This is a genomic window from Cupriavidus numazuensis (assembly GCF_905397435.1).
In the GTDB taxonomy this organism is placed as follows: domain Bacteria; phylum Pseudomonadota; class Gammaproteobacteria; order Burkholderiales; family Burkholderiaceae; genus Cupriavidus; species Cupriavidus numazuensis.
Map to the genome: position 1 here is coordinate 78,103 of NZ_CAJPVI010000019.1, position 23,350 is coordinate 101,452.

The following is a 23,350-nucleotide window of genomic DNA, read 5'->3' on the forward strand; positions in this document are numbered from 1 at the left end:
GTCCCCATCCTGCGCCCGGCGATGCGAGACAGACAATGATCGATATCCACTCCGGCGACATCGTGGCCGCCGCACTGGCCGCGTCCGGCGCGTGCCTGCTGTGCGCCATCCCCGCTGATTTCCTGCGTCGCTTCCCGCTCTGGGCCGTGCAAACCTATGGCCGCGGCGCACTGCTGCTGCCGTTCCTGGCCATGACGGTCGGCACCTGGCTGTTCCGCCTGACGACGGCGGGCCAGCTCGACAGCCCGGCCGGGAATGCCATGGTCGTGGCGGCTGCCTTCCTGAGCACCGTCCTGATGTCGGCGCTGCTGCGCTTCTATCTCAGCGAATACCGCAAACGCTGACGTCCTGTGGCTGGCCTCGCGCCAGCCTGCTCGCGCCTGGGCCGGCGCCGGCCATATGTCCGGCGGCCCGAATCACGTATGATGCGGCCTTTCGCGTCGCATGACGCGTGCCTCACGCTTTCCCCCATGGCGCTCAAATCCACGATCTTCAAAGCCGAACTGTCCGTGTCCGACATGGACCGGCCCTACTATGGCAGCCATGCCCTGACCATCGCCCAGCATCCGTCCGAGAACGATGCGCGCATGATGGTGCGGCTGCTTGCCTTCGCCTGCGAGGCCAGCGAAACCCTCGCCTTCACCCGTGGCCTGGATGAACCGGACGAACCGGACCTGTGGGAGAAGAGCCTGACCGGCGACATCGTCCACTGGGTGGAACTCGGCCAGCCCGACGAATCGCGGCTCAAGCGCGCGGCCGCGCGCGCCGAGCGTGTCACGGTCTATGCCTACAACGGCGCCAGCGCGCGCGAATGGTGGAAGGGCATGGCTGGCAAGGCAGGCAAGCTGCGCAACGTGACCGTCTACAATGTGCCGACTGACGCCGTCGACGCGTTGGCGGCGCTCGCGCAACGCGCCATGCGCCTGTCCGTGACGATCCAGGATGGCGAAATCTGGGTCAGCGACGACGACCGCAATGTGCAACTGACGCTGGACGTACTCCAGCGCGCCGCAGGCTGAGCAGGACGGCATCGACCTGCCCCGCCCCGATCCAACTGCATTTTTTTGCACCAACCGGAAGGAATAACACCATGCAAACGACCCCATCTGGCCTGCAGTACGAAGACACCACCGTCGGCTCCGGCGCCGAAGCCGTTGCCGGCAAGCACGTGACCGTGCACTACACCGGCTGGCTGTACGAAAACGGCCAGGCCGGCCGCAAGTTCGACTCGAGCAAGGATCGCAACGATCCGTTCGTGTTTCCGCTGGGCGCCGGCCATGTCATCCGCGGCTGGGATGAAGGCGTGCAGGGCATGAAGGTTGGCGGCGTGCGCCGCCTGGTGATCCCGGCCGACCTGGGCTACGGTGCGCGCGGCGCCGGCGGCGTGATTCCGCCGAACGCCACGCTGCTGTTCGAAGTGGAACTGCTGGGCGTCTGACCTGACGCTCATGGCGAAGCGGGCACTGCCCGCTTCGCTTTACTCTGGCCCGGAAATCGGCTCAGAAGCCGATGGCGGCATTGCCGACATCGACGCGGACCTTGTCGCGGTCCAGCAGGCGCGCCGCGTGGCGTGCGTAGTCCTGCGCCCAGGCGGTATCGCCGGTAAAGCGCGACTCCCCCGAGAATTTCGCGACGTTCAGGATCTTGTCGATCACGAGCACCTTGCCGACAGGGCTCGAAGCCTGGCAGTCGAGGTCCGTATATTCCTTGTCGAACCAGCGCCACGCTGCGTCCTCTGCGATCGATGCCAGTTCGGCCTGACTGATCGTGAATTCGAACTCCTTGCCACCGCCGAACACCACCGTAAGCGTACGCGCCATTGCCGGTTCTCCAAGGTCGGGATAATGCTGCCATTGTAAGGACAAGGTGGCAGCCAGAGCCAGTGCGAACCTAGGGTGGCCTGATCGCGGACAAAGCGCCAATGACCGCCTGACCGTTGCCCGGCGCCCACACCGTTGCCCGCCAGCGACGAAATATGGCGGTCGTGCCGCTTGCGGCCCCTGCCCGTTGCCCTGCTTTGCATTATGCTGGCAGCATGGCCATCACCCGACAGGATCTCGAAACGGACCGGCTGCGCACCTCGCTGTGCAGCACGCCGATCGCGTCCGCCCTGTTGCCCGAGCACGCGTTCGAGCAAACGCTTCGCGATGCGCTGGCGAGCCGGCCCGACGATGGCGCGCTCAACGGCGATGTCTGGGTATTCGGCTACGGTTCCCTGATCTGGAACCCGATGGTGGTGCACACCGAGCGCCAGCGTGCCACTGTGCACGGCTACCATCGCGGCTTCTACCTGTACTCGCGCATCAACCGCGGCACCTTGGACAACCCCGGTCTGGTCCTGGGACTGGATCGCGGCGGCTGTTGCCACGGCATGGTGTTCCGCATTCCGAGCCATATGGTCGAACAGGAATTCCGGCTGCTGTGGCGCCGCGAGATGCTGACCGGCGCCTATCATCCGCGCTGGCTGCGCGTCCGCACCACTGCCGAGCCGGACGGCCCGGAGCAACGTGCGCTCGCCTTCGTCATGAACCGCGAGCACGAAGGCTATGCCGGGCGCCTGCCCGATGCCAGCGTGGTCGAACGGTTGCGCCATGCTGTCGGCCTTTACGGTCCTGCGCGCGAATATCTGCAGCAGACGCTGCTGGGCCTGGCCACCAATGGCGTTGATGATCCCTATCTCGGCCGCCTGTGGCGCCAGCTCCAGGCCCATGACGCCGCCGACGCTGCCCGCAGCCATGGCGGGCTCGCGCATCCTGCCGGGACCGATACCAGCGACGCACCGCTGTCCCAGCCGGCCAGCCCGCACGAGACCGTCTGAACCAGGAGCGAACGCCATGACGCGCCCCGTTCTCCGCACCCGCCGCCAGGCACTCTCCGAGATGCTGGGATTGATGGGGTTGCTGACCTGCGGGGCGCTGCTGGCCGGCCAGGGCAACCAGACCCTGGCGGCACGTCCCGCGGGAACATCGGACCCGGCCGGATCGCCACGGGGACTGCGTGGCGACAGCGCGCACGTGCCGGCTCGTTCGGAAGGCATCAGCGCACTGGACCGCAACCTGTTCACCGCCGCCTCGGCTGGCGACCTCGAACTGGTCAACCGGCTGCTCGCGGCCGGCGCCTCGGCTCAGGCGGTGGATGAGCGCGGCCGCAGCGCCCTGCTCGCAGCCGTCTATAGCCGTCGCGGCGACGTTTCGAGGACGCTGATCATGGCCGGCGCCGACGTCAACCGCAAGGACACCGAGTCCAACAGCCCATTCCTGCTCGCGGCGGCTACGGGACAGGTCGATGTGGTGCGGCTGGCGCTGTCGCATGGGGCGGACCTGACCAGTACCGACCGCTACGACGGCACGGCCCTGATCGCGGCCAGCCAGCACGGCAATGTGGAAGTGGTGAAGCTGCTGCTGCAGAAAGGCATTGCCGTCGACCACGTCAACCAGCTTGGCTGGACGGCGCTGCTGGAAGCCGTGATCCTCGGCGACGGCGGTACGCGCTATGACGAGATCGTGCAGCTGCTGATCGACGCCGGCGCCGACGCCAACCTTGCCGACCGTGAAGGCGTGACGCCCACGCGCCATGCGCGCGAGCGCGGCTACAAGTCGATGGTGAAAATCCTGATGCGTGCCCGCGGGCATTGATTCGCGGACACGCTGACCGACGACTGCGTCAGGCTGCCGCGGGTTTCTGTGCGCTCGCACTGCGCGCGTTTTCAGACTCCTGCAGCTGACGCCACATGACCTTGCCCGTACCGGACTTGGGCAGCGCATCGACGAACTCCACCACACGCGGGTACTTGTAGGCGGCCATGTTTTCCTTGGCCCAGTCGACAATCTCCTCGGCTGTGGTCTTGCCCTTGGCGTGCGCGCGCAGCACAACGACCGCCTTCACGGTCTCGCCGCGATACGCGTCGCGCGTGCCGATGATGCACGCTTCCTGCACGTCCGGATGCTTGTACAGCAGGTTCTCGACTTCGGCCGGCCACACCTTGAAGCCGGACGCATTGATCATGCGCTTGAGGCGGTCGGTGATGAAGTAGTAGCCCTCTTCGTCCATGCGCCCAAGGTCACCCGTACGGAAGAAAGTCTTGCCCTCGAACTCGATAAAGGCGTCGCGCGTCGCGTCTTCCTTGCCCCAGTAGCCCTTGAACACCTGCGGGCCGGACACGATGATTTCGCCGACTTCGTTGGGCGGCAGCTCCTTGAGCGTGACCGGGTCGACCACGCGTGCGTCGGTGTTGAAGGTCGGCACGCCCAGGCACTGCAGCTTCGGGCGGTCGGCCGGGTTGCTGTGCGTCGGCGCCATGGTCTCGGACAGCCCGTAGCCTTCCAGGTAGTTCAGCCCGAACTGGTCGCGCAGCCGCTCGGCAATGGCCTGCGGCATGGCCGCGCCGCCACCGCCGATATAGCGCAGGCTCGACATGTCGAACTCCGCGAGGTTCGGGCTCGCCAGGAAATCGATCACCATCGTCGGGATGTTGGTCCAGTGCGTGACCTGGTAGCGCGAGATCAGGCGGCCAGCCACTTCGCGATCCCAGCGCGGCAGCATCACGACCGTGGCGCCGCTGTAGATCGGGCCGTTCATGCCGTACTGCATGCCGGTCACATGGAACAGCGGCAGCACCGACAGGATCACCGATTCCGCGCCGCTGCCCGACCACGTCGCGCCGCCCACGATGTTGTGCATCACCGAGCGGTGCGTATGGATGCAGCCTTTGGGGAAGCCGGTGGTGCCGGACGTGTAAGGCATCACCGCCAGGTCCTCGGGACCTGCCGTGTGCGGGCCCGGCTGCAGGCCAGCGCCAAGCGCCTCGGCCCACGGCGTGGCGCCGGCGGGCAGCGGATGCTGCGTGGTCAGCCAGGCAGCAGGTGCATCTTCCGGGTGTTCGTGGGTGGCCGGCAACGCATCCGAATACTGGGTTGCCAGCAGGTGCTGCAGGCGATCGGCCGGCGCCAGTTCGGACTGCGCCTGCTCGACGCCCACCGCCAGGTCCGCGGTGCAGATGGCCACGCGCGCGCCGGCGTCGGTGACGTAGTGCTTGAACTCTTCGACGCGGTTCATCGGATTAACCGGCACCACCACGGCGTCCGCACGCAGGATCGCGTAGTAGCTGATGATGAACTGCGGGCAGTTCTGCATGTACAGCAGCACGCGATCGCCCTTCTTCACGCCGGCCTTCTGTTGCAGCCAACCCGCCAGCGCGGTCGCCTGCGCCTCCAGCTCGCGGAACGTGACAGCCTTGCCGAAATAGCGAATGGCCGCCTTGTCCGCATAGCGGTGCGCGGAAACTTCCAGGTTGTACCAGAGCGAAGTCTCGGGCAGCACGATCGAAGTCGGCACGCGCTTTGGCCAGAACTGGAAATGCGGGCGAGCGGGGTTCTGCATCGAAGAGTCTCCTGTGCGGTCTTTGGGCGACCTGTGTAAGGGTGTCAATCACTATAACCGAACGATCGTTCTATTTTCAATCGGTAGCTTTCCCGAATCCCGCAATGGATATATGCGGCGATTGATATGTGCGGCGATTGCAATTGGCGCCCTTGCCCTCACAATCGTTCTATTCCAGAACTCGATGCCTGCCAGACAGGCTTGCCGCCATGAGCGATGTCACCCTGCAGAATTTCGAACCGGAAGTGATCGAGGCCTCGCGCCAGGCACCGGTGCTCGTGGATTTCTGGGCGCCGTGGTGCGGCCCCTGCCGCACACTGGGGCCAATGCTGGAAAAACTGGAGGCGGAGGCCGACGGCCAGTGGAAGCTGGTCAAGGTGAACGTGGACGAGAACCAGGAACTGGCCGCCCACTTCGGCGTGCGCAGCATTCCCCACGTGGTGGCGTTCGCGGACGGTCAGGCAGTGGACCAGTTCATCGGCGTGCTGCCAGAATCGGGCCTGCGCGAATTCCTGTCACGGCTCACGCCGGACCCCGCGCAACTGGCGCTGCACGAGGCCCAGACGCTGGCGGCCGCTGGCGACCGTCAGGCTGCCGGCGATGCCTTCCAGTCAGCACTGGCGCTGGATCCGGGTTCCGACGCCGCGCGTTTCGCCTACATCAGCTTCCTGCTCGACGGCAATGCGCTGGCCGATGCCGAAGCGGAATTCGGCAAGCTCTCCCCGCAAGCCGCGCAGGAAGACGCCTATGCCGCGCTGCGCACGCGCGTGGAAGCGATGAAGGGCGTGAGCGACCTGCCGGACGAGCAAACGCTGACGAGCCGCATCGCGGCCGACCCACGCGACCTGCCGGCCCGGCTTGACCTTGCCCGCCTGCTGATCGCGCGCCAGCAGTACGAACCTGCGCTCGATCAGTTACTGGCGATCGTGCGCACGGACCGCGGCTTTGAGGACGATGTTGGCCGCAAGACCATGCTCTCGGTATTCGACATGCTGGGCGACCACCCCGACGTGGTGTCGCGCTGGCGCCGTCAGCTCAGCACCTCGCTCAACTGAAGCACACGGCTGAGGCACGCGGACCATGGCACGGCAATGGCACGGTAAACTGGCGGCCTGATTTCCAGCATCCGCCAGATATTCCCGCCATGACCGCTTCCGTGCGACTGATCGATTTCCAAGCCGCCGCGCCTGCCCCCACCCACGACCGTCCGCGCCCGGACCGGCTCGTCGCGGGCAGCCCCGACCGCACCACCTGGACGCACTACAGTGCCCAGCGCGGCGATTTCGATTGCGGCATCTGGGCCTGCGAGCCGGGCGCCTGGCGCATTGCCTTCCCGGCCGGCAAGGAGGAGTTCTTCCACGTGATCAGCGGCCGCATCCGCATCAGCGACGATGCCGGCGCGGCCAGCGAGTTCGGGCCGGGCGATGCTTGCGTGATTCCGGCAGGATTCACCGGCCTGTTTGAAGTGCTGGAGCCTGTGCGCAAGTACTTCGTCGTGATCGACCGCGAGGCTGCGCAGCCAGCCTGAATCAGGCTGCCGGCTGGTCGGCAGGACCCTCGACCAGCGTGAAGCCGTTCTTCTGCATGTGCTCGACCATCATCGCGTCCATGGACTTGACGTGGTGGTCGAACCAGCCCGACAGCTCGGCCGCCAGGCGGCGACCCAGTTCCAGTTCCCCGTCGCTGGCGACCTTGTCGCGCACCGCCTTGGCCACGGCCAATACCTGCTGGTGCTCGCCGGCATGGCAGTGGCGCGGACCAAACCCCATCGCCTCCATCCAGGATTCTTCCTGGGCGAAGTGATGGCGCGTGTGATCGATCCATTCGTCCATGGCCGCGAGGAAACCGGCGTCATCGGCACCTGCGACGGCTGCGAGCAACTGCACGAATTCCGCATGCGTGGCGTCGGTGACCGGTTCGCCCAGATGCAGGTTGGAAGGCAGGCCGTCGGAAGAAAGCTGGTCTTGGGAATCCATGGAAGGGGCTGGCGCGGCGGGCGGCATGGAATGAAACGGAAAGGATACCGAAATCGATGGCCTGGCATCTGATTTCGCTCAAATCCGCCCGGGACGCGCGAGCGGTTATGCTTGATACTGCGCCGCCACCAGCGGCACCCCTGAGCCAAGGCCTCCCCGATGCCACGACTGATCTTCTTCTGCGGCCACGCCGGTACCGGCAAATCCACCCTGGCGCATCGCCTGATCGGCCCGCTGATGCAGGCGACCGGCGAGCCGTTCTGCCTGCTCGACAAGGACACGCTGTATGGCCGCTACAGCGCCGCCGCCATGGCTGCCATCACCGGCGATCCGAACGACCGGGACAGCCCTGCCTACCTGGACAACCTGCGTGACCCCGAATACCAGGGCCTGCTTGACACGGCGCGCGAGAATCTGGCGCTGGGCATCAGCGTACTGGTCGTCGGGCCGCTGTCGCGCGAGATCAAGGCCCATCAACTCCATGATCCCGCGTGGCTCCACATGCCCGCCGGAACCACGGTCCGCATCGTGTGGGTGCACCTGCCTGAAGATGAAGCGCACGCGCGCATCATCCGCCGCGGCAACCCCAATGACGCCTACAAGCTCGCGCACTGGGACGCCTACCGCACGCGCCGCTTCATGCCAGACCCGGCCGAGTATCCAGAACTCATCTACTTCAACAATCTTGCACCCGAGCAGGCCGAGACCGACGCGCTGCTGCGCGCATTGAGCGCTTAGGGCTTTCCTCTGGCAATCGCGCCGATCACGGCGGAAGCCGCGACGAACCCGAACACCGCTGTCACCGCCACCGAGGATCCGAAGCCCGCGCAGGCCAGCCCTTGCGGCCCGGATGCAGGCGCCACCGCCGCGGCCGGCGGCGCTTCGTCGATCTCGCAGGCCTGCTGTTCGGGTTCGGGATATTGCAGCGGCTCGTCCGAATAGACCGCGGCGATGCCGAATTTCTTCTTCGGGTCGCGTGGGAAGCCCCAGTCCCGGCGCAGGTTCCCACGGACCTTGGACAGCAGAGGGTCCTGGATCGTACGGGCCAGATCATCGATGCGCACGCGCGTCGGGTCAAACTGCCCGCCGGCACCGCCGCAGGTGATGATCGGCATGCCGTGGCCGCGCGCCCAGCCCAGCATGGCGGTCTTGACGCGCACTGCGTCAATGGCGTCGATCACGTAGTCGTGGCCGACGCCGAGCAGTTCGGCCACGTTGTCCGTCGTGACGAAGTCATCGACCTGCGTGACGCGACAGCGCGGGTTGATCGCCATGATGCGATCTGCCATGGCCTCCACCTTGGCGCGGCCGTAGGCATCGCCAAGTGCATGGATCTGCCGGTTGGTGTTGGACAGCGCGATATGATCGAGGTCAATCAGCGTGATGCGGCCGACGGCATTGCGCGCCAGCGCCTCTGCCGCCCAGCTTCCGACGCCGCCGATGCCCACCACACAAATGCTGGCGGCCTCGAGCCGCGCGAGCCCGGCGTTGCCGTAGAGCCTGGCGACACCGCCGAAACGGCGGTGATAGTCGTCATCGGCCGGGCTTTCGTGGGTCAGCGGTTCGGGCAGATCCGGCAGGGGGGGCAATGAGGAAGCAGCGTCGTTCATGCTGGCGGTCAGACTGGGAAATCGGGCGAAAAAACGTGCAGCCACGTGCATGCGGAATAGGACCACGCGCGCTGCTCTGTCAGCCATTCCCCGACAGGTAAGCGAAGCGCGCAACTATACAATAGACCTAGTGCCCCGTCCGCCGCATGCTCCGCAGCGGTGTGCAGCCCCACAGGAGACAACCCATGCCGGTGCGCCGCAAGGTCATTCTCTGGACAGTGCTCACGCCGATCCTGTTGATTGCCCTGCTGGTCATCCTGATCCTGACCTTCGACTGGAACCGCCTGAAGCCCTGGCTCAACGAGCGCGTGTCGGATGCCATTGGCCGGCCGTTCGCGATCAATGGTGACCTCACCGTCACCTGGCGCACGGCCGAAGGGGAAACCGGCTGGCACACGCTGGTGCCCTGGCCCCGGCTTTCGGCGCGCGACATCACCATCGGCAATCCCGACTGGACCAAATCGCCGAACCTCGCCACCGTGCGCGAACTAATCTTCGTGCTGCGCCCGATACCGCTGCTGACCCGTGAGATCGCGGTGCCAACCATCGTGATCGACAGTCCCGCCGTATGGCTGGAACGACTGGCCGACAATCGCAACAACTGGACATTCGACACCGGTCCGAAGACGGGCAAGTCGCACTGGCATCTCGACATCGGCGAAGTCGTGCTCGCGCGCGGCAATCTCGCCTTGTCCGACGAGGCGCAGAAGATCGAGCTGCAAGCGACGGTCGATACGATCGGAGACGGCGCGCTGTACGAGAAGGCACGCGATGGCGCGCTGGTCACGCCAGACGCCTCCGCGCCAGCCAGCGAGTCGGCGCCGGTTGCCGCCAGCGCGCCGTCCGCGTCGGGACCGCCAGCCAACGCCGTAGCCGGCAACCAGCGGTATGGCCTGCGCTGGAAAGCCAATGGCCGCTACAACGAGGCGAGCATCAACGCCAGCGGCAAGGCCGGCAATGTACTGAGCCTGCGCAATGTGAACGTGCCCTTCCCGCTGCTGGCCGACGTACGCGTCGGCGCAACCCGGGCGGTCATCGAAGGCACGCTGACCGACCCCGCACACCTCGCGGCCCTGGATGTTCACCTGCACCTGCAGGGCGACAGCATGGCCAAGCTCTACGCGCTCACGGGGATCGTGCTGCCTTCCACGCCGCCGTACGAAACGCGTGGCCGGCTGGTGGCGACGATTAAAAAGGGCGCATCGGTCTATGCGTACCGCGGTTTCACGGGCAGGGTCGGCGGCAGCGACCTGAGCGGCACACTGACCTTTACGCAGCGCGTACCGCGGCCGCTTCTCGCCGGTGAGCTCGTTTCCAAGGAGCTGCGCTTCGTGGACCTGGCACCGCTGATCGGCGCCGACGCGAAGCCGGGCAAGGCTGCGCCGGATAGCAATGTGCGCCAGCCCGCCGACAAGGCGCTGCCGGTGGCGCCGTTCCGGACCGAGCGCTGGGACAGGATCGACGCCGATGTCCGCTTCACCGGCAAGCGCATCATCCGCGACGAACGGTTGCCGATCACCGACCTGGTGACACATCTGAAACTGCGGGATGCGGTCCTGCTGCTGGATCCGCTCAATTTCGGCGTCGCTGGCGGCGACCTGGTCTCCACCATCCGGCTCGACGGCAAGCGCGAGCCGATGGGCGCCATCATCGACATGCACGCGCACCACCTCAAGCTCAAGCAGCTGTTCCCGACGGTGGAGTCGATGCGGGCCAGCATCGGCGAGATCAACGGCAGCGCCAAGCTGTCGGCGGCCGGCAATTCGGTGGGCGCGTTGCTGGCATCGTCCAACGGCGAGGCCAAGCTGCTCGTCGAAAACGGCACCGTCAGCAAGTTCCTGCTGGAGGCCGCGGGCCTCAACGTCGGTAGCGTGATCATCTCCAAGCTGTTCGGCGACAAGCCTGTGCAAATCAACTGCGGTGTCAGCGACTTCGCGTTCACCAACGGCATCGCGCGGGCGCGCACCTTCGTGCTCGACACGCAGGACGCCGAGATCACCGCCGAGGGTGCGGTCGACCTCAACAGCGAAAAGCTGGCCATGACGATCCACCCGGATTCGAAGGGCGTGCGAATCTTTTCGCTGCGCTCGCCGCTCTATGTCGGCGGCACGCTGAAGAAGCCGCGCGTGAGCCCCGATGTCGGCGTGCTGGCCCTGCGCGCCGGCGGCGCGCTCGCGCTCGCGCTGGTCGCGCCCGTGGCCACGGCCGTGGTACCACTGGTCGACCTGTCGTCGTCAAAGGAAAACCACTGCGGCCGCCTGCTGGCGGAACTGCACAAGCAGCCGACCGCGCCGCCGCCAGGCAAGACCTATCGTGACCCGAAGGCGCCCGGCGCGGCCAGCGCGGTTGCCGCCGAACTGCGCAACCCGGAGCATCCGAGTGCGGCCCAGCAGGCGAAGCAGGCGCAACAGGCACAGCAAGCGCAGCCATCCCCGCAGTCGCCACAGTCTCGACAGGCGCAGGGCGGTCGCCCGGCACGCCCGCCTGCCGCACCCGCCAACCGACCACCCACGGATGCCGAGCTCTATCGGGGCGGTTGATCTTGCCGCCGGACCGGCGCTGCAAATTCACAACACTTGTGCATAAATTGACCGGTCAACGTCTTTGGCCGTTGTGCTGTGCCCACGCGCGGCGCATAATTAAATGGCCATTTACAAGATGTATCAAACAAATGGCACACTCCGGGTGCCGGCGACGGCGCCCTTCCAAAGGTGCGGCCTCTGGCCGCCCTTGTTTTTTTGTTGTCCGTCGTACTCCGGCAACAAAAACCGAATTCGCCGCCCGCCCCCATGACGCTGCCCCATGCCGCCGTCCCGCCGATCAGCTGGCTGATCGCGCTGACGGTGTGCAATCACGTGGCGTTCAATGCCAGCCGCGTGGTGGTGTCCCTGTTTGCCATTTCCCTGAAGGCCTCGACGCTCACGCTCGGCCTGCTGATGTCGCTGTACGCGCTGCTGCCGATGCTGCTCGCGATTCGCGCGGGCAAGCGCATTGACGAGATCGGCCCGCGCAAGCCGATGACGGCGGGCTCGCTGATGGTCGTGGGGGGCACGTTGCTGCCGGCGGTGTGGCACGAGATTGCCGCACTGTACTTTTCGTGCGCGCTGATCGGCGTCGGGTTCATGCTGGTCCAGGTGGCCATGCAGTTGCTGATCGGACAGGTCTCCACCAATGACACCCGGCTGCGCAACTACACGCTGCACGCGCTCGGGCTGTCGGTATCCGGCACGCTTGGCCCGGTGGTGATGGGCTATGTGATCGAACATGCGGGCTTCCGGCCAGCCTTCCTGGTGCTGGTAGCGGTCGCCCTGGTCGGCCAGGCCGGGCTGCAATGGGTGCGTCCACGCCTGCCGGCACAAGGCGGCAATGCAGGGCGCATCGCCATGGAAGACGGCAGCCGGCGCTCCACGCTGGACCTGCTGCAGTATCCGGAACTGCGCGCGGTCTTCGTCGCAAGCGCGGTGCTGTCGGCCGCGTGGGACCTGCATGCGTTCCTGATCCCGATCCAGGGTTCGCGCATCGGCCTGTCGCCATCGTCAATTGGCTGGGTACTGGGCGCATTCGCGATCGCCACGTTCGCGATCCGCGTAGCCATGCCGCTGGTATCTCGGCGGCTGTCAGAGTGGAAGATCATCCGTGTCGCGCTGATGGTGGGCGCATCGGCCTACCTGATCTACCCGTTCGTTACGCATTTCTGGATGATGTGTGGCCTGGCCTTCGTCCTGGGGCTCGCGCTCGGCAGCGCACAGCCCAATGTCATGAACATCCTGCACACCGCCTCGCCAAGCGGCCGGGCGGGCGAGGCGCTGGGACTGCGTTCGGCGGTGCTCAATACCAGCCAGGTTGTGTGGCCGCTCACGTTTGGCGTCGTCGGTACGGCGTTGGGCATGTTGCCTATCTTCCTGTCGATGGCGGGTGCCATGGGTATGGCGGGTCTCTACTCCAGACGGCAGTCGCGTGTCGCCGCAGCGGAATTGTCACCGCCCACGCATTGATTTGCCGGCACACAAAAGCGGCTTGCAACGCATTCGCTATACTCAAATCAGCCGGATTTCCGGCAGATTCCAATCGATTGCGACATGACCCAACTCGCTGACCTCCGCCGTACCTATGTCCTGGGCTCCCTCAACGAATCGGACGTGGCGGGCGACCCCATCGCCCAGTTCAAGCGCTGGTTCGACGAGGCCGTGACCGCCAAGCTGCCCGAGCCCAATGCGATGACGCTGGCCACCGTCGGCGCCGACGGCCAGCCGTCGGCACGCATCGTGCTCCTTAAAGGCATGGACGAGAAAGGCTTCACCTTCTTTACCAACTACGAAAGCCGCAAGGGACTGGACATGGCCGCCAACCCGCGCGCCGCGCTGCTGTTCCACTGGGTGCAGCTCGAGCGCCAGGTGCGCGTGGAAGGCCGCGTTGAAAAAGTTGCCGACGACGAGAGCGATGCTTACTACGCATCGCGCCCGCTTGGCTCGCGCCTCGGCGCCTGGGCTTCGGAACAAAGCAGGGAAGTGCCGGGCCGCGATGTGCTCGAACAGCGCGAATCCGAATACCGTGCGAAGTTCGGCGAGAACCCGCCGCGGCCTGCACACTGGGGCGGCTACCGGGTCGTGCCGACCGCGCTCGAATTCTGGCAAGGGCGGCCATCGCGACTGCATGACCGCATTGCGTACCGCGTCGAAGCCGACGGTAGCTGGAAGATCGTTCGTCTGTCGCCGTGATCGGTGCGCAGCACAAGCCGGCGAATTGTCCTAAAGTGGGATAAGCGTCGCTTTGAGGACGTAGCGAGACACTGCGGGAATCTATGCCCGCGGTGTGCTGATTGCGTCCCATCGCGACCGGGCTGCGCCGGGCAATTACCGCTCTGCTGTCTTCGCCTGGCGCCTTCGTTCGTCACGTGTGCCGCAACGACAGGAGGTAAGCGCATGTTCTTCAAGCAAGCCCTCGACAAGCAACTGGACAGCTGGATCGCCGACCTGCGCGAGCATGCCAACCTGCCCGTCAAGCTACGCCTGTGGAACGGTAGCGAGTACCCGCTGGGCAGTTTCGACCAGCCGAACGTGACCCTGACGGTGCGCGAAGCCGGCGCGCTGCCGCTGCTTCTTACCCCAAGTCTGGACAATCTGGGCGAAGCCTATGTCCAGGAAAAGATCGACCTCGACGGCAAGCTCACGGACATCATCGACGTGGGTTACCGTTTCTCCGCGGCGGCCAAGCGGCGCGCGGGCGGTGCGCTGGCCAAGGTAGCCCACCGTTTCACGCACACCAAGCAGGAAGACAAGAACGCGATCCAGTACCACTATGATGTGTCCAACGCGTTCTACAGCCAGTGGCTGGACCCGAACATGGTCTATTCCTGCGCGTACTTCGAGAACGGCGACGAAGACCTGGCCACCGCCCAGCGCAAGAAGATCGACCACATCCTGACCAAGATCCGGCTGCTGCCGGACCAGACGCTGCTCGACATCGGCTGCGGCTGGGGCGCGCTGGTGATACGCGCCGCGCAGAAGTTCGGTGCGCGCTGCGTCGGCATCACGCTGTCGCAGAACCAGTTCGATCTCGCCACCGAGCGCGTCCGCGCCGCCGGCCTGTCGGACCGCATCGAAATCCGCCTGCAGGATTACCGCGACATCGCGGGCACCTTCGACCGCATCACGAGCGTCGGCATGTTCGAGCACGTGGGCAAGAAGAACCTGGCCGGCTATTTTGGCCGCATGCGCGAGTTGCTGGCCGATCATGGCGTCGCCATGAACCATGGCATCACGGTGCCGGACCCGAGCGATGCGCCGATGGACGGTTCCCAGTTCATGGATCGCTACGTTTTTCCGCAGGGCGAGCTGCCGCACATCGGCCTGGTACTGAAGACCATGCAGGAAGGCGGACTGGAAGCGTTTGACGTGGAGCTGTTGCGCCGCCATTATGCGCAGACGCTGCGGCACTGGGCGGAGAACTTCGAGGCCCACGCCGACGCAATCCGAGACATGGTTGGCGAGAAGAAGTACCGCATCTGGCGCGTCTATCTCGCCGGGTGCGCACACGCCTTCGACACCGACCAGATGTCGATCTACCAGGTCGTGTGCCACCAGGCGGGCAGGTCATCGTCCGCGATACCCTGGTCGCGCCGCTATATCTACGACCACCCGATTGGCCAGAACGATTGACTGGATTGACTGAAGACCTGTTCGGCGAGCTGCTTCCGCCAGCCTCGCCGCCACCAGCGCGCGCCGCCGATGGCGGCGCATCGAGCCCAGACCAAGCTCCCCGCGGCAAATCCGTCCTGCCGGCCCGGCTGGATCCCGCCATTGATGAACTGGCCAAGCGGCTGCCATCGAATCTCTATCTCGGCACGTCGTCGTGGTCGTACAACGGCTGGAATGGCTTGGTCTATGACGGCGAGTACAGCGACAGCCTGCTTTCGCGCAAGGGCCTTGCTGCGTATTCGCGACATCCGCTACTACGTGCAGCCGGCATTGACCGCGGCTTCTACGGCCCGATTCCGCTCGCGGACTACCTGTCTTATGCGGCGCAGGTACCGGAACAGTTCCGCTTTCTGGTGAAGGCGCCGGCCAGCGTCTGTGATGCGTGGCTGCGCGGCTCGGACGGCGTCGGGCGGCTGGCCAATGCGGCCTTTCTCGATGCGGAGATCGCGATCCGCGATTTCATCACGCCGGCCACCAGCGGACTCGGTGCCAAGTGCGGGCCGCTGCTGTTCCAGCTTTCTCCGTTGGGCAGCCTGGCGAACGATGGCGCGGCTTTTCTCGAGCGGCTTGACGGCTTCCTGTCGGCGCTGCCGCCGCTCGATCCGTCCATCACGCCGCATGCCTGCTATGCCGTGGAAATGCGCGACCCGGTCCTGCTGACACCGCGCTATATCAAGCTGCTGCGCCGTTATGGCGTGCGCTTCTGCCTGTCGGCGCGCGACCGGCTGCCGCCGGTGCATCGGCAAGCTTCAGCCCAGGCCTTGATGGACGCTGAAGCGCCAGGCCCGCTCGTATTGCGCTGGATGCTGCACGCCGGGCGGCCCTACGAGGTGGCCGAATCGATCTATGCGCCGTTCAACCGCCTCGTCGACGAAGACCCCGAAACCCGTGATGCCATCGCCGATCTCGTCGTGCGCACGCTGAGCGCCGGGCAGAGCGCGACTGTCATCATCAGCAACAAGGCCGAAGGCTCCGCGCCGCTCACGTGCATACGGCTGGCCGAGGCCATCGCCGCGCGCCTGTAAAGGCAGGCTGCCGCGCCGCTACCGGCGCAGCTTGCTGGCAAATCTCTCGCGGAACTTGGCGAGCTTGGGCGAGATGACGAACGCGCAGTAGCCCTGGCTCGGATGCTCCTGGAAATAGTTCTGGTGGCTCGCCTCGGCACGCCAGTACGGCTGCTCCGGCTCGATCTGCGTGACGATGGGTGCGTCGAAGACCTTGTTGGCGACCAGTTCGCGCATGACGTACTCGGCCACGGCGCGCTGCGCTTCGGAGTGCGTGAAGATGATCGACCGATATTGCGGGCCCACGTCGTTGCCCTGCCGGTTCAGTGTGGTCGGGTCATGGGTCGCAAAGAAGATCTCGATGATCTCGCGATAGTTGATGACCGCCGGATCAAACGTCACGCGGACGACTTCGGCATGGCCCGTATCGCCTTCGGAAACCTGCTGGTAGCTTGGGTGGCTCACATGCCCGCCGGTGTAGCCCGATTCCACGGCGCGCACGCCATTGACCTGCTGGTACACCGCCTCCAGGCACCAGAAGCATCCTCCGCCGAGTGTCGCCGTCTCGAGTCCATGTTCCATGTTCGCCGCTCCCCGGGGGTTCACGCGTTGTGTCGATGTACTGGCCTTAAGCATAAGCGCAGATAAGGCACTCTGCCGGCGGGTTATCCCCATTGCGCGAGCAGGATTGCGGCCTCCCCGGCGCAGGGCCTTTCCAAACCCGATACAATTCTCAAGAATCCGTCGCCGATAGGGCACATCGTTGCACGTCACGATACCGGCGCGCCCCGCCCTGATCCGGATCTTGTCCCTGTCGCCGCGACCCCCAACTATGAATCATCATGACCGCCAGTGGAGCCCCAGCGATGGGCATGCCTGAAGCCCTGCCGCGGGAGACCGGCCAGGCCGCATCTCCGGATTTCGATGCATTGCATTTCCGCCGCACGCTGTCGCAGTTCGCGACCGGCGTGACCGTCATTACGACGCGCGCGAGTGACGAATCCGTGGCGGCCGGCGCGCCCCCGTTCATCGGCATGACGGCCAGTTCGTTCAATTCGGTATCGCTCGATCCGCCGCTGGTGCTGTGGAGCATGGCAACGCGCGCCAACAGCCTGCCGATGTTCCGCGACGGCTCGCACTACATCGTCAATGTCCTGTCGGCATCGCAGCTCGACCTGTGCAAGCGCTTCGCCACGCTCAAGGGCGACCGCTTCGCCGGCGTGGACTACCGGCTGTCGGAAAACGGATTGCCGATCCTGGCCAATGCGCTGGCCTGGTTCGAGTGCCACAACCGCAGCCGCTACGACGAAGGCGACCATGTGATCTTTGTCGGCGAAGTCGAACGCTGCGGCGTGCTCGAAAACCACGAGCCGCCGCTGATTTTCCAGAACGGCATCTTTTCGACCACGACGCCGCTGGAAGGCTGACCGCCGCCCGCCTCCCCGCCCCTTCTTCAGGTTCCCGCCGGATCTGCCGCCTTCAGCACGGCCAGCGGCGAGCTATCCGTCTTGATCCGCTGCAGCACGATGTTGGAGCGGATATCCATCACGCCCGGCGTGCGGTACAGGCGGTTCACGATGAAATCCGAGTAGTGCTTCAGATTGCGCGCCTGCACGCGCAGGATGTAGTTGCTGTCGCCAGTGATGATGTAAGCCGACAGCACCTCCGGCCACGCCTGCACGGCCGCGATAAAGGTGTCGTGCCAGCCCTCCACGTCGTGCCGCATCGACACCTGCACGATCGCCTCCAGTTCCAGCCCCAGCTTCTCGGCGTCGAACCACGCGCGGTAGCCGCCGATTACGCCTGATTCTTCCAGCAACCGCACTCGCCGCAAGCACGCCGACGGCGACAGTGCCACGCGGTCGGCCAGGTCCTGATTGCTGATGCGGCCGTGCTCCTGAAGGCACTCAAGGATGCGCAAATCAATAGGATCAAGAGTCATTCGAATATTTACGCGTATATCGTAGTGATATTCGAATTTTATGCGAAATCGAAAGCATTCAGCAGTGGATTTCGCAAGCCTCTTGCCGGTTTTTTTGACTATCATGCCGTCATCGAGGACGACATCGGCGCCGCCCCCGCGGCAGCCGTGCAGACATGACAAACCGCCCCGCCACGCCCGCCGACAGCCGCAAGCTGTGGGACATCAGCCCCCCGCTTTCCCCCGCCACGCCCGTGTGGCCCGGCGACACGCCGTTCCAGCAGGAAACTGCCTGGCAGATGGACGAGCATTGTCCCGTCAATGTCGGCCGCATCACGCTGTCGCCGCATACCGGCGCCCATGCCGACGCGCCGCTGCACTATGCCGCGGACGGCGCGCCGATCGGCGAAGTGGGCCTCGAACCTTACCTTGGCCGTTGCCGCGTGATCCATTGCGTGGGTGCCACGCCGGTCGTCGCGCCACATCATGTGGAACATGCGCTGAACGACCTGCCGACGCGCGTGCTGCTGCGCACGTACGAACGCGCGCCGCTCGATCAATGGGACACCGGTTTCTGCGCCGTCGCCCCCGAAACCATTGCGCTGCTCGCCGCGCATGGCGTGCAGCTGATCGGCATCGACACGCCGTCGCTGGACCCGCAGGAGTCCAAGACCATGGACACGCACAAGGCCGTGCGCCGCCACGGGCTGGCCATCCTCGAAGGACTGGTGCTCGATGCCGTCGCCGAAGGCGACTACGAACTTATTGCGCTGCCGCTGCGCTTTGCCGGGCTCGACGCCAGCCCGGTACGCGCCGTGCTGCGTAGCCTTGACTGAACACCCCCGCAATCCTTTGCCTCTTTCCGACATGACCGCACTGACCCGCGAGCAATGCCTGTTGCTCGACCAGCAAGACCCCCTGCGCGCGTTGCGCGACCAGTTCGCGCTGCCTGACGGCGTGATCTATCTCGATGGCAATTCGCTCGGCGCCCGCCCGCGCGCTGCCGCGGCACGTGCCGCCGAAGTCGTCAGCGAGGAATGGGGCACCGGCCTGATCCGCAGCTGGAACACCGCGGGCTGGTTCGAGCTGCCCCAGCGCCTCGGCAACATGCTGGCCCCGCTGGTCGGCGCCGGCGAGAACGAAGTGGTGGTCACCGACACCACGTCGATCAACCTGTTCAAGGTGCTGGCCGCCGCGCTGCGCGTGCAGGCCACGCGCGATCCGTCGCGCAAGGTGATCGTGTCCGAAGCGAGCAATTTCCCGACCGACCTGTACATCGCCCAAGGCCTTGCGGATCTGCTGCAGCAAGGCTATTCGCTGCGCCTGGTGAACTCGCCCGCCGAGATCGACGCCGCCGTCGGCGCCGACACCGCCGTGCTGATGCTCACGCACGTGAACTACAAGAGCGGCGAGATGCTCGACATGGCCGCGCTGACCGAACTCGCCCATGCGCGCGGCGCGCTGACGGTGTGGGACCTGTGCCATTCGGCCGGTGCCGTGCCGGTCGCGCTGAACGCGTCGAAGGCCGACTACGCGATCGGCTGCACCTATAAGTACCTGAACGGCGGCCCGGGTTCGCCGGCCTTCGTCTGGGTCGCGCCGGCGCTGCGCGATGCCTTCTGGCAGCCGCTGTCGGGCTGGTGGGGCCACGCCGCGCCGTTCGCGATGGATCCGCAATACCGCCCCGTCGAAGGCGTACGCCGTTTCCTGTGCGGCACGCAGCCGATCACGTCGATGGCAATGGTCGAATGCGGGCTCGACATCTACGCGCAAACCGACATGACGGCACTGCGCGCCAAGTCGCTGCAGCTCACCGACCTGTTCATCGCGCTCGTGGAATCGCGTTGCGGCCACCACCCGCTCACGCTGGTCACGCCGCGCGAGCACGCACGACGCGGCAGCCAGGTCAGCTTCGAACACCCGCAAGGCTATGCCGTGATGCAGGCACTGATCGAGCGCGGCGTGATCGGCGATTACCGCGAGCCGCGCATCATCCGCTTCGGCTTCACGCCGCTGTACACCAGCTTCACCGAAGTATGGGACGCCGTGGAAACGCTGCGCGACGTGCTGGATACCGAAACCTACCGGGCCGAGCGCTTCCATACGCGCGGCGCCGTGACCTGAGCGGGAGCCCCACCATGAGCGAATTCAAGGGATGCCCGATGTCGGGCGCGGCACGGCAAGGCGAGCAAGGCAAGCAGGGCGACAACTGGCATGGCGCGCAGATGGACTTCGCCAGGGACATGAGCTACGGCGACTACCTGGGCCTCGACCAGATCCTGAGCGCGCAGCACCCGCTGTCGCCCGACCACAACGAGATGCTCTTCATCGTGCAGCACCAGACCACCGAGCTGTGGATGAAGCTGATGCTGCACGAGCTGCGCGCGGCGCGCGCATCGGTGCGCGAAGACGTCCTGCCGCCCGCCTTCAAGATGCTGACGCGCGTGTCGCGCATCATGGACCAGCTTGTGCAGGCGTGGAACGTGCTGGCCACGATGACGCCGCCCGAGTATTCGGCGATGCGGCCGTACCTCGGCATGTCGTCGGGCTTCCAGTCGTACCAGTACCGCGAGATCGAGTTCATCCTCGGCAACAAGAACGCGGCCATGCTGCGCCCGCATTCGCACCGGCCGGAACACCTGGAACTGGTGGAAACGGCGCTGAAGACGCCGTCGCTCTACGACGAGGCCATCCGCCTGATGGCGCGCCGCGGCTTTGCCATCGACGCCGACTGTGTGGAACGCGACTGGAGCCAGCCGACCGTCTACAACGCTTCGGTCGAGGCGGCGTGGCTCGAGGTCTACCGCAATCCCAACGCGCATTGGGAACTGTACGAACTCGGCGAGAAGTTTGTCGACCTGGAAGACTCGTTCCGCCAATGGCGCTTCCGCCATGTGACGACGGTCGAACGCGTGATCGGCTTCAAGCGCGGTACCGGCGGCACCGAAGGCGTCAGCTATCTGCGCAAGATGCTCGACGTGGTGCTGTTCCCGGAACTGTGGAAACTGCGTACCGACCTTTAAGCCAACAGTGCGACGGCCGGCTTCAGCCGGCCGGGTCCGACAAGCGTGCGGCCAGCGCCTTCAGGGCCGGCGCAAGGGTCTCGTGGAACACGGACTCTTCGACCGTCCCATATGAGGCGCTGCAGCTGAGCATGTGCGGCTCCTTCTCCCCCACCGGCCGGAATGCCACCGCGCAGGCATGGATGGCCGGATGCCAGTCCCGGAACGACGACGCGTAGCCGCGCCGCTCGGCCTCTTCCAACGCCGCGCGCGTTGGCACTTCCTGCTGCTTCCATTGCTCCGGAAAGGCCTGGCTGAACTCGGCCAGCACGCGTTCCCGCCGCGCCGCCGGCAGCGCCGCCAGGTAGGCGCGCCCCATCGAACTCGACACCAGCGACAGCCGCGATCCCACGCCCAGCCCCAGCATCACGCCGGCGTCGTTACGGATCGACTCCAGATAGGTCACTTCCATGCGCTCGCGCTTGCCGAGCGACACCGACACGCCGTAGGACTGCGCGAACGCGAGCATATGCGGCCTCGCCAGCGCCACCACATCGGAAGCAGACAGATAGGCGTAGCCGAGCGCCAGCACGCCCGCATCGAGGGCGTATTTCCCCAGGCTCTCGTCATAGCGCAGGTAACCGAGCTGCACCAGCGTGCCGGCCAGCCGGCTCACGGTGGCCTTGGGGAAGCCTGTACGGCGCACGAAATCCTGGTTGCCCAGCATGGCCTCGCCGGTGCGGAAGCAGCGCAGCAACTCCAGGCCGCGGGCCAGTGCCGTGACGAAGTTGGGATCGCTCTCGCGCACTGAGGCAGCGGAAGTGGTGTCTGGAGAAAGGCTGCTCAAGGCTGGCTCCGGTTGGGAGGTCGGGCGCCACGCGCGACAATCGAACACACCGGTGTTCATCCCGCTTGCATGGCGAACGCATTGCGATATACTAATCCAACGGAACACAGTTCCGCAATGCGGAACTTAAAAATTCCACCGATTCCCTGGATTGCCGCTGAGGCGGGTGCATCACAATGCGCCTGGCAGCGGTTCCCCCGCTCTACCGAAGGAGACCTGCATGGCTGCCAACGCCGAATTCCACTGGGCCGATCCCCTGCTGCTGGACCAGCAACTGACCGCCGAAGAACGCATGGTGCGCGACGCCGCCGCGGCGTACAGCCAGGACAAGTTGATGCCGCGCGTGCTCCAGTCGTTCCGCAATGAAAAGACCGACGTGGAAATCTTCCGCGAGATGGGCGAACTGGGCCTGCTCGGCCCGACCATCCCCGAGCAGTACGGCGGCCCGGGCCTGAACTACGTGAGCTACGGCCTGATCGCGCGTGAAGTCGAGCGCGTGGATTCGGGCTACCGTTCGATGATGAGCGTGCAGTCGTCGCTGGTGATGGTGCCGATCTATGAATTCGGCAGCGAAGCGCAAAAGCAGAAGTACCTGCCCAAGCTGGCCACCGGCGAGTGGATCGGCTGCTTCGGCCTGACCGAGCCGAACCACGGCTCCGACCCGGGCTCGATGGTCACCCGCGCCAAGAAGGTCGATGGCGGCTTTGAGCTGACCGGCGCCAAGATGTGGATCACCAACTCGCCGATCGCCGACGTGTTCGTGGTGTGGGCCAAGCTGGTGGGCGAAGACGGCAAGGAAGATATCCGCGGCTTCATCCTGGAAAAGGGCTGGAAGGGTCTGAGCGCCCCGGCCATCCACGGCAAGGTCGGCCTGCGCACGTCGATCACCGGCGAAATCGTGCTGGATCAAGTCTTCGTGCCGGAAGAGAACATCATGCCGGGCGTGAAGGGCCTGAAGGGTCCGTTCACCTGCCTGAACTCGGCCCGCTACGGCATCGCCTGGGGCGCGCTCGGTGCCGCCGAGTTCTGCTGGCACACCGCCCGCCAGTACACGCTGGACCGCAAGCAGTTCGGCCGCCCGCTGGCGCAAACCCAGCTGGTACAGAAGAAGCTGGCCGACATGCAGACCGAGATCACGCTGGGCCTGCAAGGCTGCCTGCGCCTGGGCCGCATGAAGGACGAAGGCACGGCCGCGGTGGAAATCACCTCGATCATGAAGCGCAATTCGTGCGGCAAGTCGCTTGACATCGCCCGCGTGGCGCGTGACATGCTCGGCGGCAACGGCATCTCGGATGAATTCGGCGTGATCCGCCATGTGGTGAACCTGGAAGTGGTCAACACCTACGAAGGCACGCACGACATCCACGCGCTGATCCTGGGCCGCGCCCAGACCGGCCTGCAGGCCTTCTTCTGA

General features: G+C 65.6%; 25 protein-coding genes. 18 read left to right on the top strand and 7 right to left on the bottom strand.

Annotated features, from left to right (window positions below):
* The first annotated feature begins 35 nt into the window (after positions 1 to 35).
* The 3 genes from KHO41_RS16740 (at position 36) to KHO41_RS16750 (ending at position 1,438) form a co-directional block, all read left to right on the top strand.
* Positions 36 to 344 (top strand): hypothetical protein, encoded by a 309-nt coding sequence (locus KHO41_RS16740; protein WP_211954395.1) that lies wholly within the window; start codon positions 36 to 38, stop codon positions 342 to 344.
* A 126-nt stretch (positions 345 to 470) separates the two neighbouring features.
* Positions 471 to 1,019, top strand: a complete 549-nt coding sequence (locus KHO41_RS16745; RefSeq protein ID WP_211954396.1) for a YaeQ family protein — start codon at positions 471 to 473, stop codon at positions 1,017 to 1,019.
* Between the two features lie 71 nt (positions 1,020 to 1,090).
* Positions 1,091 to 1,438 carry an FKBP-type peptidyl-prolyl cis-trans isomerase gene (locus KHO41_RS16750; protein ID WP_011297011.1) on the top strand — a complete coding sequence of 116 codons (348 nt, stop codon included), beginning with the start codon at positions 1,091 to 1,093 and terminating at the stop codon, positions 1,436 to 1,438.
* Positions 1,439 to 1,499: 61 nt separating this feature from the next.
* Here the strand turns inward: KHO41_RS16750 and KHO41_RS16755 are convergent, their stop codons facing one another.
* Positions 1,500 to 1,820, bottom strand: coding sequence for a hypothetical protein (locus KHO41_RS16755; RefSeq protein WP_211954397.1), 321 nt, complete (start codon positions 1,818 to 1,820; stop codon positions 1,500 to 1,502).
* 215 nt (positions 1,821 to 2,035) lie between these two features.
* Here KHO41_RS16755 and KHO41_RS16760 point away from each other — a divergent pair, with 215 nt between their 5' ends.
* Both KHO41_RS16760 and KHO41_RS16765 read left to right on the top strand, forming a co-directional pair.
* Positions 2,036 to 2,818, top strand: coding sequence for a gamma-glutamylcyclotransferase (locus tag KHO41_RS16760; protein ID WP_211954398.1), 783 nt, complete (start codon positions 2,036 to 2,038; stop codon positions 2,816 to 2,818).
* A 16-nt stretch (positions 2,819 to 2,834) separates the two neighbouring features.
* On the top strand, positions 2,835 to 3,635 hold the full coding sequence (locus tag KHO41_RS16765; protein ID WP_211954399.1) for an ankyrin repeat domain-containing protein: 801 nt from the start codon (positions 2,835 to 2,837) through the stop codon (positions 3,633 to 3,635).
* 28 nt (positions 3,636 to 3,663) lie between these two features.
* Here the strand turns inward: KHO41_RS16765 and KHO41_RS16770 are convergent, their stop codons facing one another.
* Positions 3,664 to 5,379, bottom strand: coding sequence for a long-chain fatty acid--CoA ligase (locus KHO41_RS16770; RefSeq protein ID WP_211954400.1), 1,716 nt, complete (start codon positions 5,377 to 5,379; stop codon positions 3,664 to 3,666).
* Positions 5,380 to 5,588: 209 nt separating this feature from the next.
* Here KHO41_RS16770 and trxA point away from each other — a divergent pair, with 209 nt between their 5' ends.
* Positions 5,589 to 6,434 (top strand): thioredoxin, encoded by an 846-nt coding sequence (gene trxA, locus KHO41_RS16775; protein WP_211954401.1) that lies wholly within the window; start codon positions 5,589 to 5,591, stop codon positions 6,432 to 6,434.
* A gap of 89 nt (positions 6,435 to 6,523) precedes the next feature.
* Positions 6,524 to 6,907: a cupin domain-containing protein gene (locus tag KHO41_RS16780; protein ID WP_211954402.1), complete on the top strand. Its 384-nt coding sequence runs from the start codon at positions 6,524 to 6,526 to the stop codon at positions 6,905 to 6,907.
* 1 nt (position 6,908) lies between these two features.
* On the opposite strand, the gene KHO41_RS16785 is transcribed toward KHO41_RS16780, so the two are convergent.
* Positions 6,909 to 7,355, bottom strand: a complete 447-nt coding sequence (locus KHO41_RS16785; protein WP_211954403.1) for a bacteriohemerythrin — start codon at positions 7,353 to 7,355, stop codon at positions 6,909 to 6,911.
* Positions 7,356 to 7,514: 159 nt separating this feature from the next.
* Between KHO41_RS16785 and KHO41_RS16790 the strand changes: the two genes are divergently transcribed.
* On the top strand, positions 7,515 to 8,093 hold the full coding sequence (locus KHO41_RS16790) for an AAA family ATPase (RefSeq protein ID WP_211954404.1): 579 nt from the start codon (positions 7,515 to 7,517) through the stop codon (positions 8,091 to 8,093).
* Here KHO41_RS16790 and tcdA read toward each other — a convergent pair.
* Positions 8,090 to 8,965: a tRNA cyclic N6-threonylcarbamoyladenosine(37) synthase TcdA gene (gene tcdA / locus KHO41_RS16795; RefSeq protein WP_244873868.1), complete on the bottom strand. Its 876-nt coding sequence runs from the start codon at positions 8,963 to 8,965 to the stop codon at positions 8,090 to 8,092. The two genes, KHO41_RS16790 and tcdA, sit on opposite strands and share 4 nt — an antisense overlap.
* Before the next feature lie 185 nt (positions 8,966 to 9,150).
* On the opposite strand from tcdA, the gene KHO41_RS16800 reads away from it, so the two are divergent.
* The 5 genes from KHO41_RS16800 (at position 9,151) to KHO41_RS16820 (ending at position 16,187) form a co-directional block, all read left to right on the top strand.
* A complete protein-coding gene (locus KHO41_RS16800) occupies positions 9,151 to 11,505 on the top strand; it encodes an AsmA family protein (RefSeq protein ID WP_211954405.1) in 2,355 nt (784 codons plus the stop codon).
* 249 nt (positions 11,506 to 11,754) lie between these two features.
* Positions 11,755 to 12,960, top strand: coding sequence for an MFS transporter (locus KHO41_RS16805; RefSeq protein WP_211954406.1), 1,206 nt, complete (start codon positions 11,755 to 11,757; stop codon positions 12,958 to 12,960).
* An 84-nt stretch (positions 12,961 to 13,044) separates the two neighbouring features.
* The gene (gene pdxH / locus KHO41_RS16810; protein ID WP_211954407.1) at positions 13,045 to 13,683 is read left to right on the top strand and encodes a pyridoxamine 5'-phosphate oxidase; all 639 of its coding nucleotides are present in this window, start codon (positions 13,045 to 13,047) and stop codon (positions 13,681 to 13,683) included.
* 204 nt (positions 13,684 to 13,887) lie between these two features.
* The gene (locus KHO41_RS16815) at positions 13,888 to 15,123 is read left to right on the top strand and encodes an SAM-dependent methyltransferase (protein WP_211954408.1); all 1,236 of its coding nucleotides are present in this window, start codon (positions 13,888 to 13,890) and stop codon (positions 15,121 to 15,123) included.
* A 5-nt stretch (positions 15,124 to 15,128) separates the two neighbouring features.
* Entirely contained in the window at positions 15,129 to 16,187 is a 1,059-nt protein-coding gene (locus tag KHO41_RS16820; protein WP_211954409.1) for a DUF72 domain-containing protein, read from the top strand.
* A gap of 18 nt (positions 16,188 to 16,205) precedes the next feature.
* Here the strand turns inward: KHO41_RS16820 and msrA are convergent, their stop codons facing one another.
* Entirely contained in the window at positions 16,206 to 16,748 is a 543-nt protein-coding gene (gene msrA / locus KHO41_RS16825; RefSeq protein ID WP_211954410.1) for a peptide-methionine (S)-S-oxide reductase MsrA, read from the bottom strand.
* Positions 16,749 to 17,032: 284 nt separating this feature from the next.
* Between msrA and KHO41_RS16830 the strand changes: the two genes are divergently transcribed.
* The gene (locus KHO41_RS16830; RefSeq protein ID WP_211954459.1) at positions 17,033 to 17,593 is read left to right on the top strand and encodes a flavin reductase family protein; all 561 of its coding nucleotides are present in this window, start codon (positions 17,033 to 17,035) and stop codon (positions 17,591 to 17,593) included.
* A 26-nt stretch (positions 17,594 to 17,619) separates the two neighbouring features.
* Here KHO41_RS16830 and KHO41_RS16835 read toward each other — a convergent pair whose 3' ends face one another.
* The gene (locus KHO41_RS16835) at positions 17,620 to 18,108 is read right to left on the bottom strand and encodes an Lrp/AsnC family transcriptional regulator (RefSeq protein WP_211954411.1); all 489 of its coding nucleotides are present in this window, start codon (positions 18,106 to 18,108) and stop codon (positions 17,620 to 17,622) included.
* A gap of 155 nt (positions 18,109 to 18,263) precedes the next feature.
* Between KHO41_RS16835 and kynB the strand changes: the two genes are divergently transcribed.
* Genes kynB through kynA form a run of 3 tightly spaced genes read left to right on the top strand, consistent with a single transcriptional unit; the run spans position 18,264 to position 21,110 of the window.
* The gene (gene kynB / locus KHO41_RS16840) at positions 18,264 to 18,923 is read left to right on the top strand and encodes an arylformamidase (protein WP_211954412.1); all 660 of its coding nucleotides are present in this window, start codon (positions 18,264 to 18,266) and stop codon (positions 18,921 to 18,923) included.
* A gap of 31 nt (positions 18,924 to 18,954) precedes the next feature.
* Positions 18,955 to 20,211: a kynureninase gene (kynU, locus tag KHO41_RS16845; RefSeq protein ID WP_211954413.1), complete on the top strand. Its 1,257-nt coding sequence runs from the start codon at positions 18,955 to 18,957 to the stop codon at positions 20,209 to 20,211.
* A gap of 14 nt (positions 20,212 to 20,225) precedes the next feature.
* Positions 20,226 to 21,110, top strand: coding sequence for a tryptophan 2,3-dioxygenase (gene kynA, locus KHO41_RS16850; RefSeq protein ID WP_211954414.1), 885 nt, complete (start codon positions 20,226 to 20,228; stop codon positions 21,108 to 21,110).
* Positions 21,111 to 21,132: 22 nt separating this feature from the next.
* Here kynA and KHO41_RS16855 read toward each other — a convergent pair whose 3' ends face one another.
* Positions 21,133 to 21,936, bottom strand: a complete 804-nt coding sequence (locus KHO41_RS16855) for an IclR family transcriptional regulator (protein WP_211954415.1) — start codon at positions 21,934 to 21,936, stop codon at positions 21,133 to 21,135.
* A gap of 220 nt (positions 21,937 to 22,156) precedes the next feature.
* Between KHO41_RS16855 and KHO41_RS16860 the strand changes: the two genes are divergently transcribed.
* Positions 22,157 to 23,350 carry an acyl-CoA dehydrogenase gene (locus KHO41_RS16860; RefSeq protein WP_211954416.1) on the top strand — a complete coding sequence of 398 codons (1,194 nt, stop codon included), beginning with the start codon at positions 22,157 to 22,159 and terminating at the stop codon, positions 23,348 to 23,350.

Excerpts from the sequence above, each read along its gene's own strand:
- KHO41_RS16800 (WP_211954405.1), top strand. The coding sequence starts at position 9,151 with ATGCCGGTGCGCCGCAAGGTCATTCTCTGGACAGTGCTCACGCCGATC.
- kynB (WP_211954412.1), top strand. The coding sequence starts at position 18,264 with ATGACAAACCGCCCCGCCACGCCCGCCGACAGCCGCAAGCTGTGGGAC.
- KHO41_RS16765 (WP_211954399.1), top strand. The coding sequence starts at position 2,835 with ATGACGCGCCCCGTTCTCCGCACCCGCCGCCAGGCACTCTCCGAGATG.
- tcdA (WP_244873868.1), bottom strand. The coding sequence starts at position 8,965 with ATGAACGACGCTGCTTCCTCATTGCCCCCCCTGCCGGATCTGCCCGAA.
- msrA (WP_211954410.1), bottom strand. The coding sequence starts at position 16,748 with ATGGAACATGGACTCGAGACGGCGACACTCGGCGGAGGATGCTTCTGG.
- kynU (WP_211954413.1), top strand. The coding sequence starts at position 18,955 with ATGACCGCACTGACCCGCGAGCAATGCCTGTTGCTCGACCAGCAAGAC.
- trxA (WP_211954401.1), top strand. The coding sequence starts at position 5,589 with ATGAGCGATGTCACCCTGCAGAATTTCGAACCGGAAGTGATCGAGGCC.
- KHO41_RS16790 (WP_211954404.1), top strand. The coding sequence starts at position 7,515 with ATGCCACGACTGATCTTCTTCTGCGGCCACGCCGGTACCGGCAAATCC.
- KHO41_RS16740 (WP_211954395.1), top strand. The coding sequence starts at position 36 with ATGATCGATATCCACTCCGGCGACATCGTGGCCGCCGCACTGGCCGCG.
- kynA (WP_211954414.1), top strand. The coding sequence starts at position 20,226 with ATGAGCGAATTCAAGGGATGCCCGATGTCGGGCGCGGCACGGCAAGGC.
- pdxH (WP_211954407.1), top strand. The coding sequence starts at position 13,045 with ATGACCCAACTCGCTGACCTCCGCCGTACCTATGTCCTGGGCTCCCTC.
- KHO41_RS16815 (WP_211954408.1), top strand. The coding sequence starts at position 13,888 with ATGTTCTTCAAGCAAGCCCTCGACAAGCAACTGGACAGCTGGATCGCC.
- KHO41_RS16750 (WP_011297011.1), top strand. The coding sequence starts at position 1,091 with ATGCAAACGACCCCATCTGGCCTGCAGTACGAAGACACCACCGTCGGC.
- KHO41_RS16755 (WP_211954397.1), bottom strand. The coding sequence starts at position 1,820 with ATGGCGCGTACGCTTACGGTGGTGTTCGGCGGTGGCAAGGAGTTCGAA.
- KHO41_RS16830 (WP_211954459.1), top strand. The coding sequence starts at position 17,033 with ATGGGCATGCCTGAAGCCCTGCCGCGGGAGACCGGCCAGGCCGCATCT.
- KHO41_RS16760 (WP_211954398.1), top strand. The coding sequence starts at position 2,036 with ATGGCCATCACCCGACAGGATCTCGAAACGGACCGGCTGCGCACCTCG.
- KHO41_RS16745 (WP_211954396.1), top strand. The coding sequence starts at position 471 with ATGGCGCTCAAATCCACGATCTTCAAAGCCGAACTGTCCGTGTCCGAC.
- KHO41_RS16780 (WP_211954402.1), top strand. The coding sequence starts at position 6,524 with ATGACCGCTTCCGTGCGACTGATCGATTTCCAAGCCGCCGCGCCTGCC.
- KHO41_RS16835 (WP_211954411.1), bottom strand. The coding sequence starts at position 18,108 with ATGACTCTTGATCCTATTGATTTGCGCATCCTTGAGTGCCTTCAGGAG.
- KHO41_RS16785 (WP_211954403.1), bottom strand. The coding sequence starts at position 7,355 with ATGGATTCCCAAGACCAGCTTTCTTCCGACGGCCTGCCTTCCAACCTG.
- KHO41_RS16805 (WP_211954406.1), top strand. The coding sequence starts at position 11,755 with ATGACGCTGCCCCATGCCGCCGTCCCGCCGATCAGCTGGCTGATCGCG.
- KHO41_RS16770 (WP_211954400.1), bottom strand. The coding sequence starts at position 5,379 with ATGCAGAACCCCGCTCGCCCGCATTTCCAGTTCTGGCCAAAGCGCGTG.
- KHO41_RS16860 (WP_211954416.1), top strand. The coding sequence starts at position 22,157 with ATGGCTGCCAACGCCGAATTCCACTGGGCCGATCCCCTGCTGCTGGAC.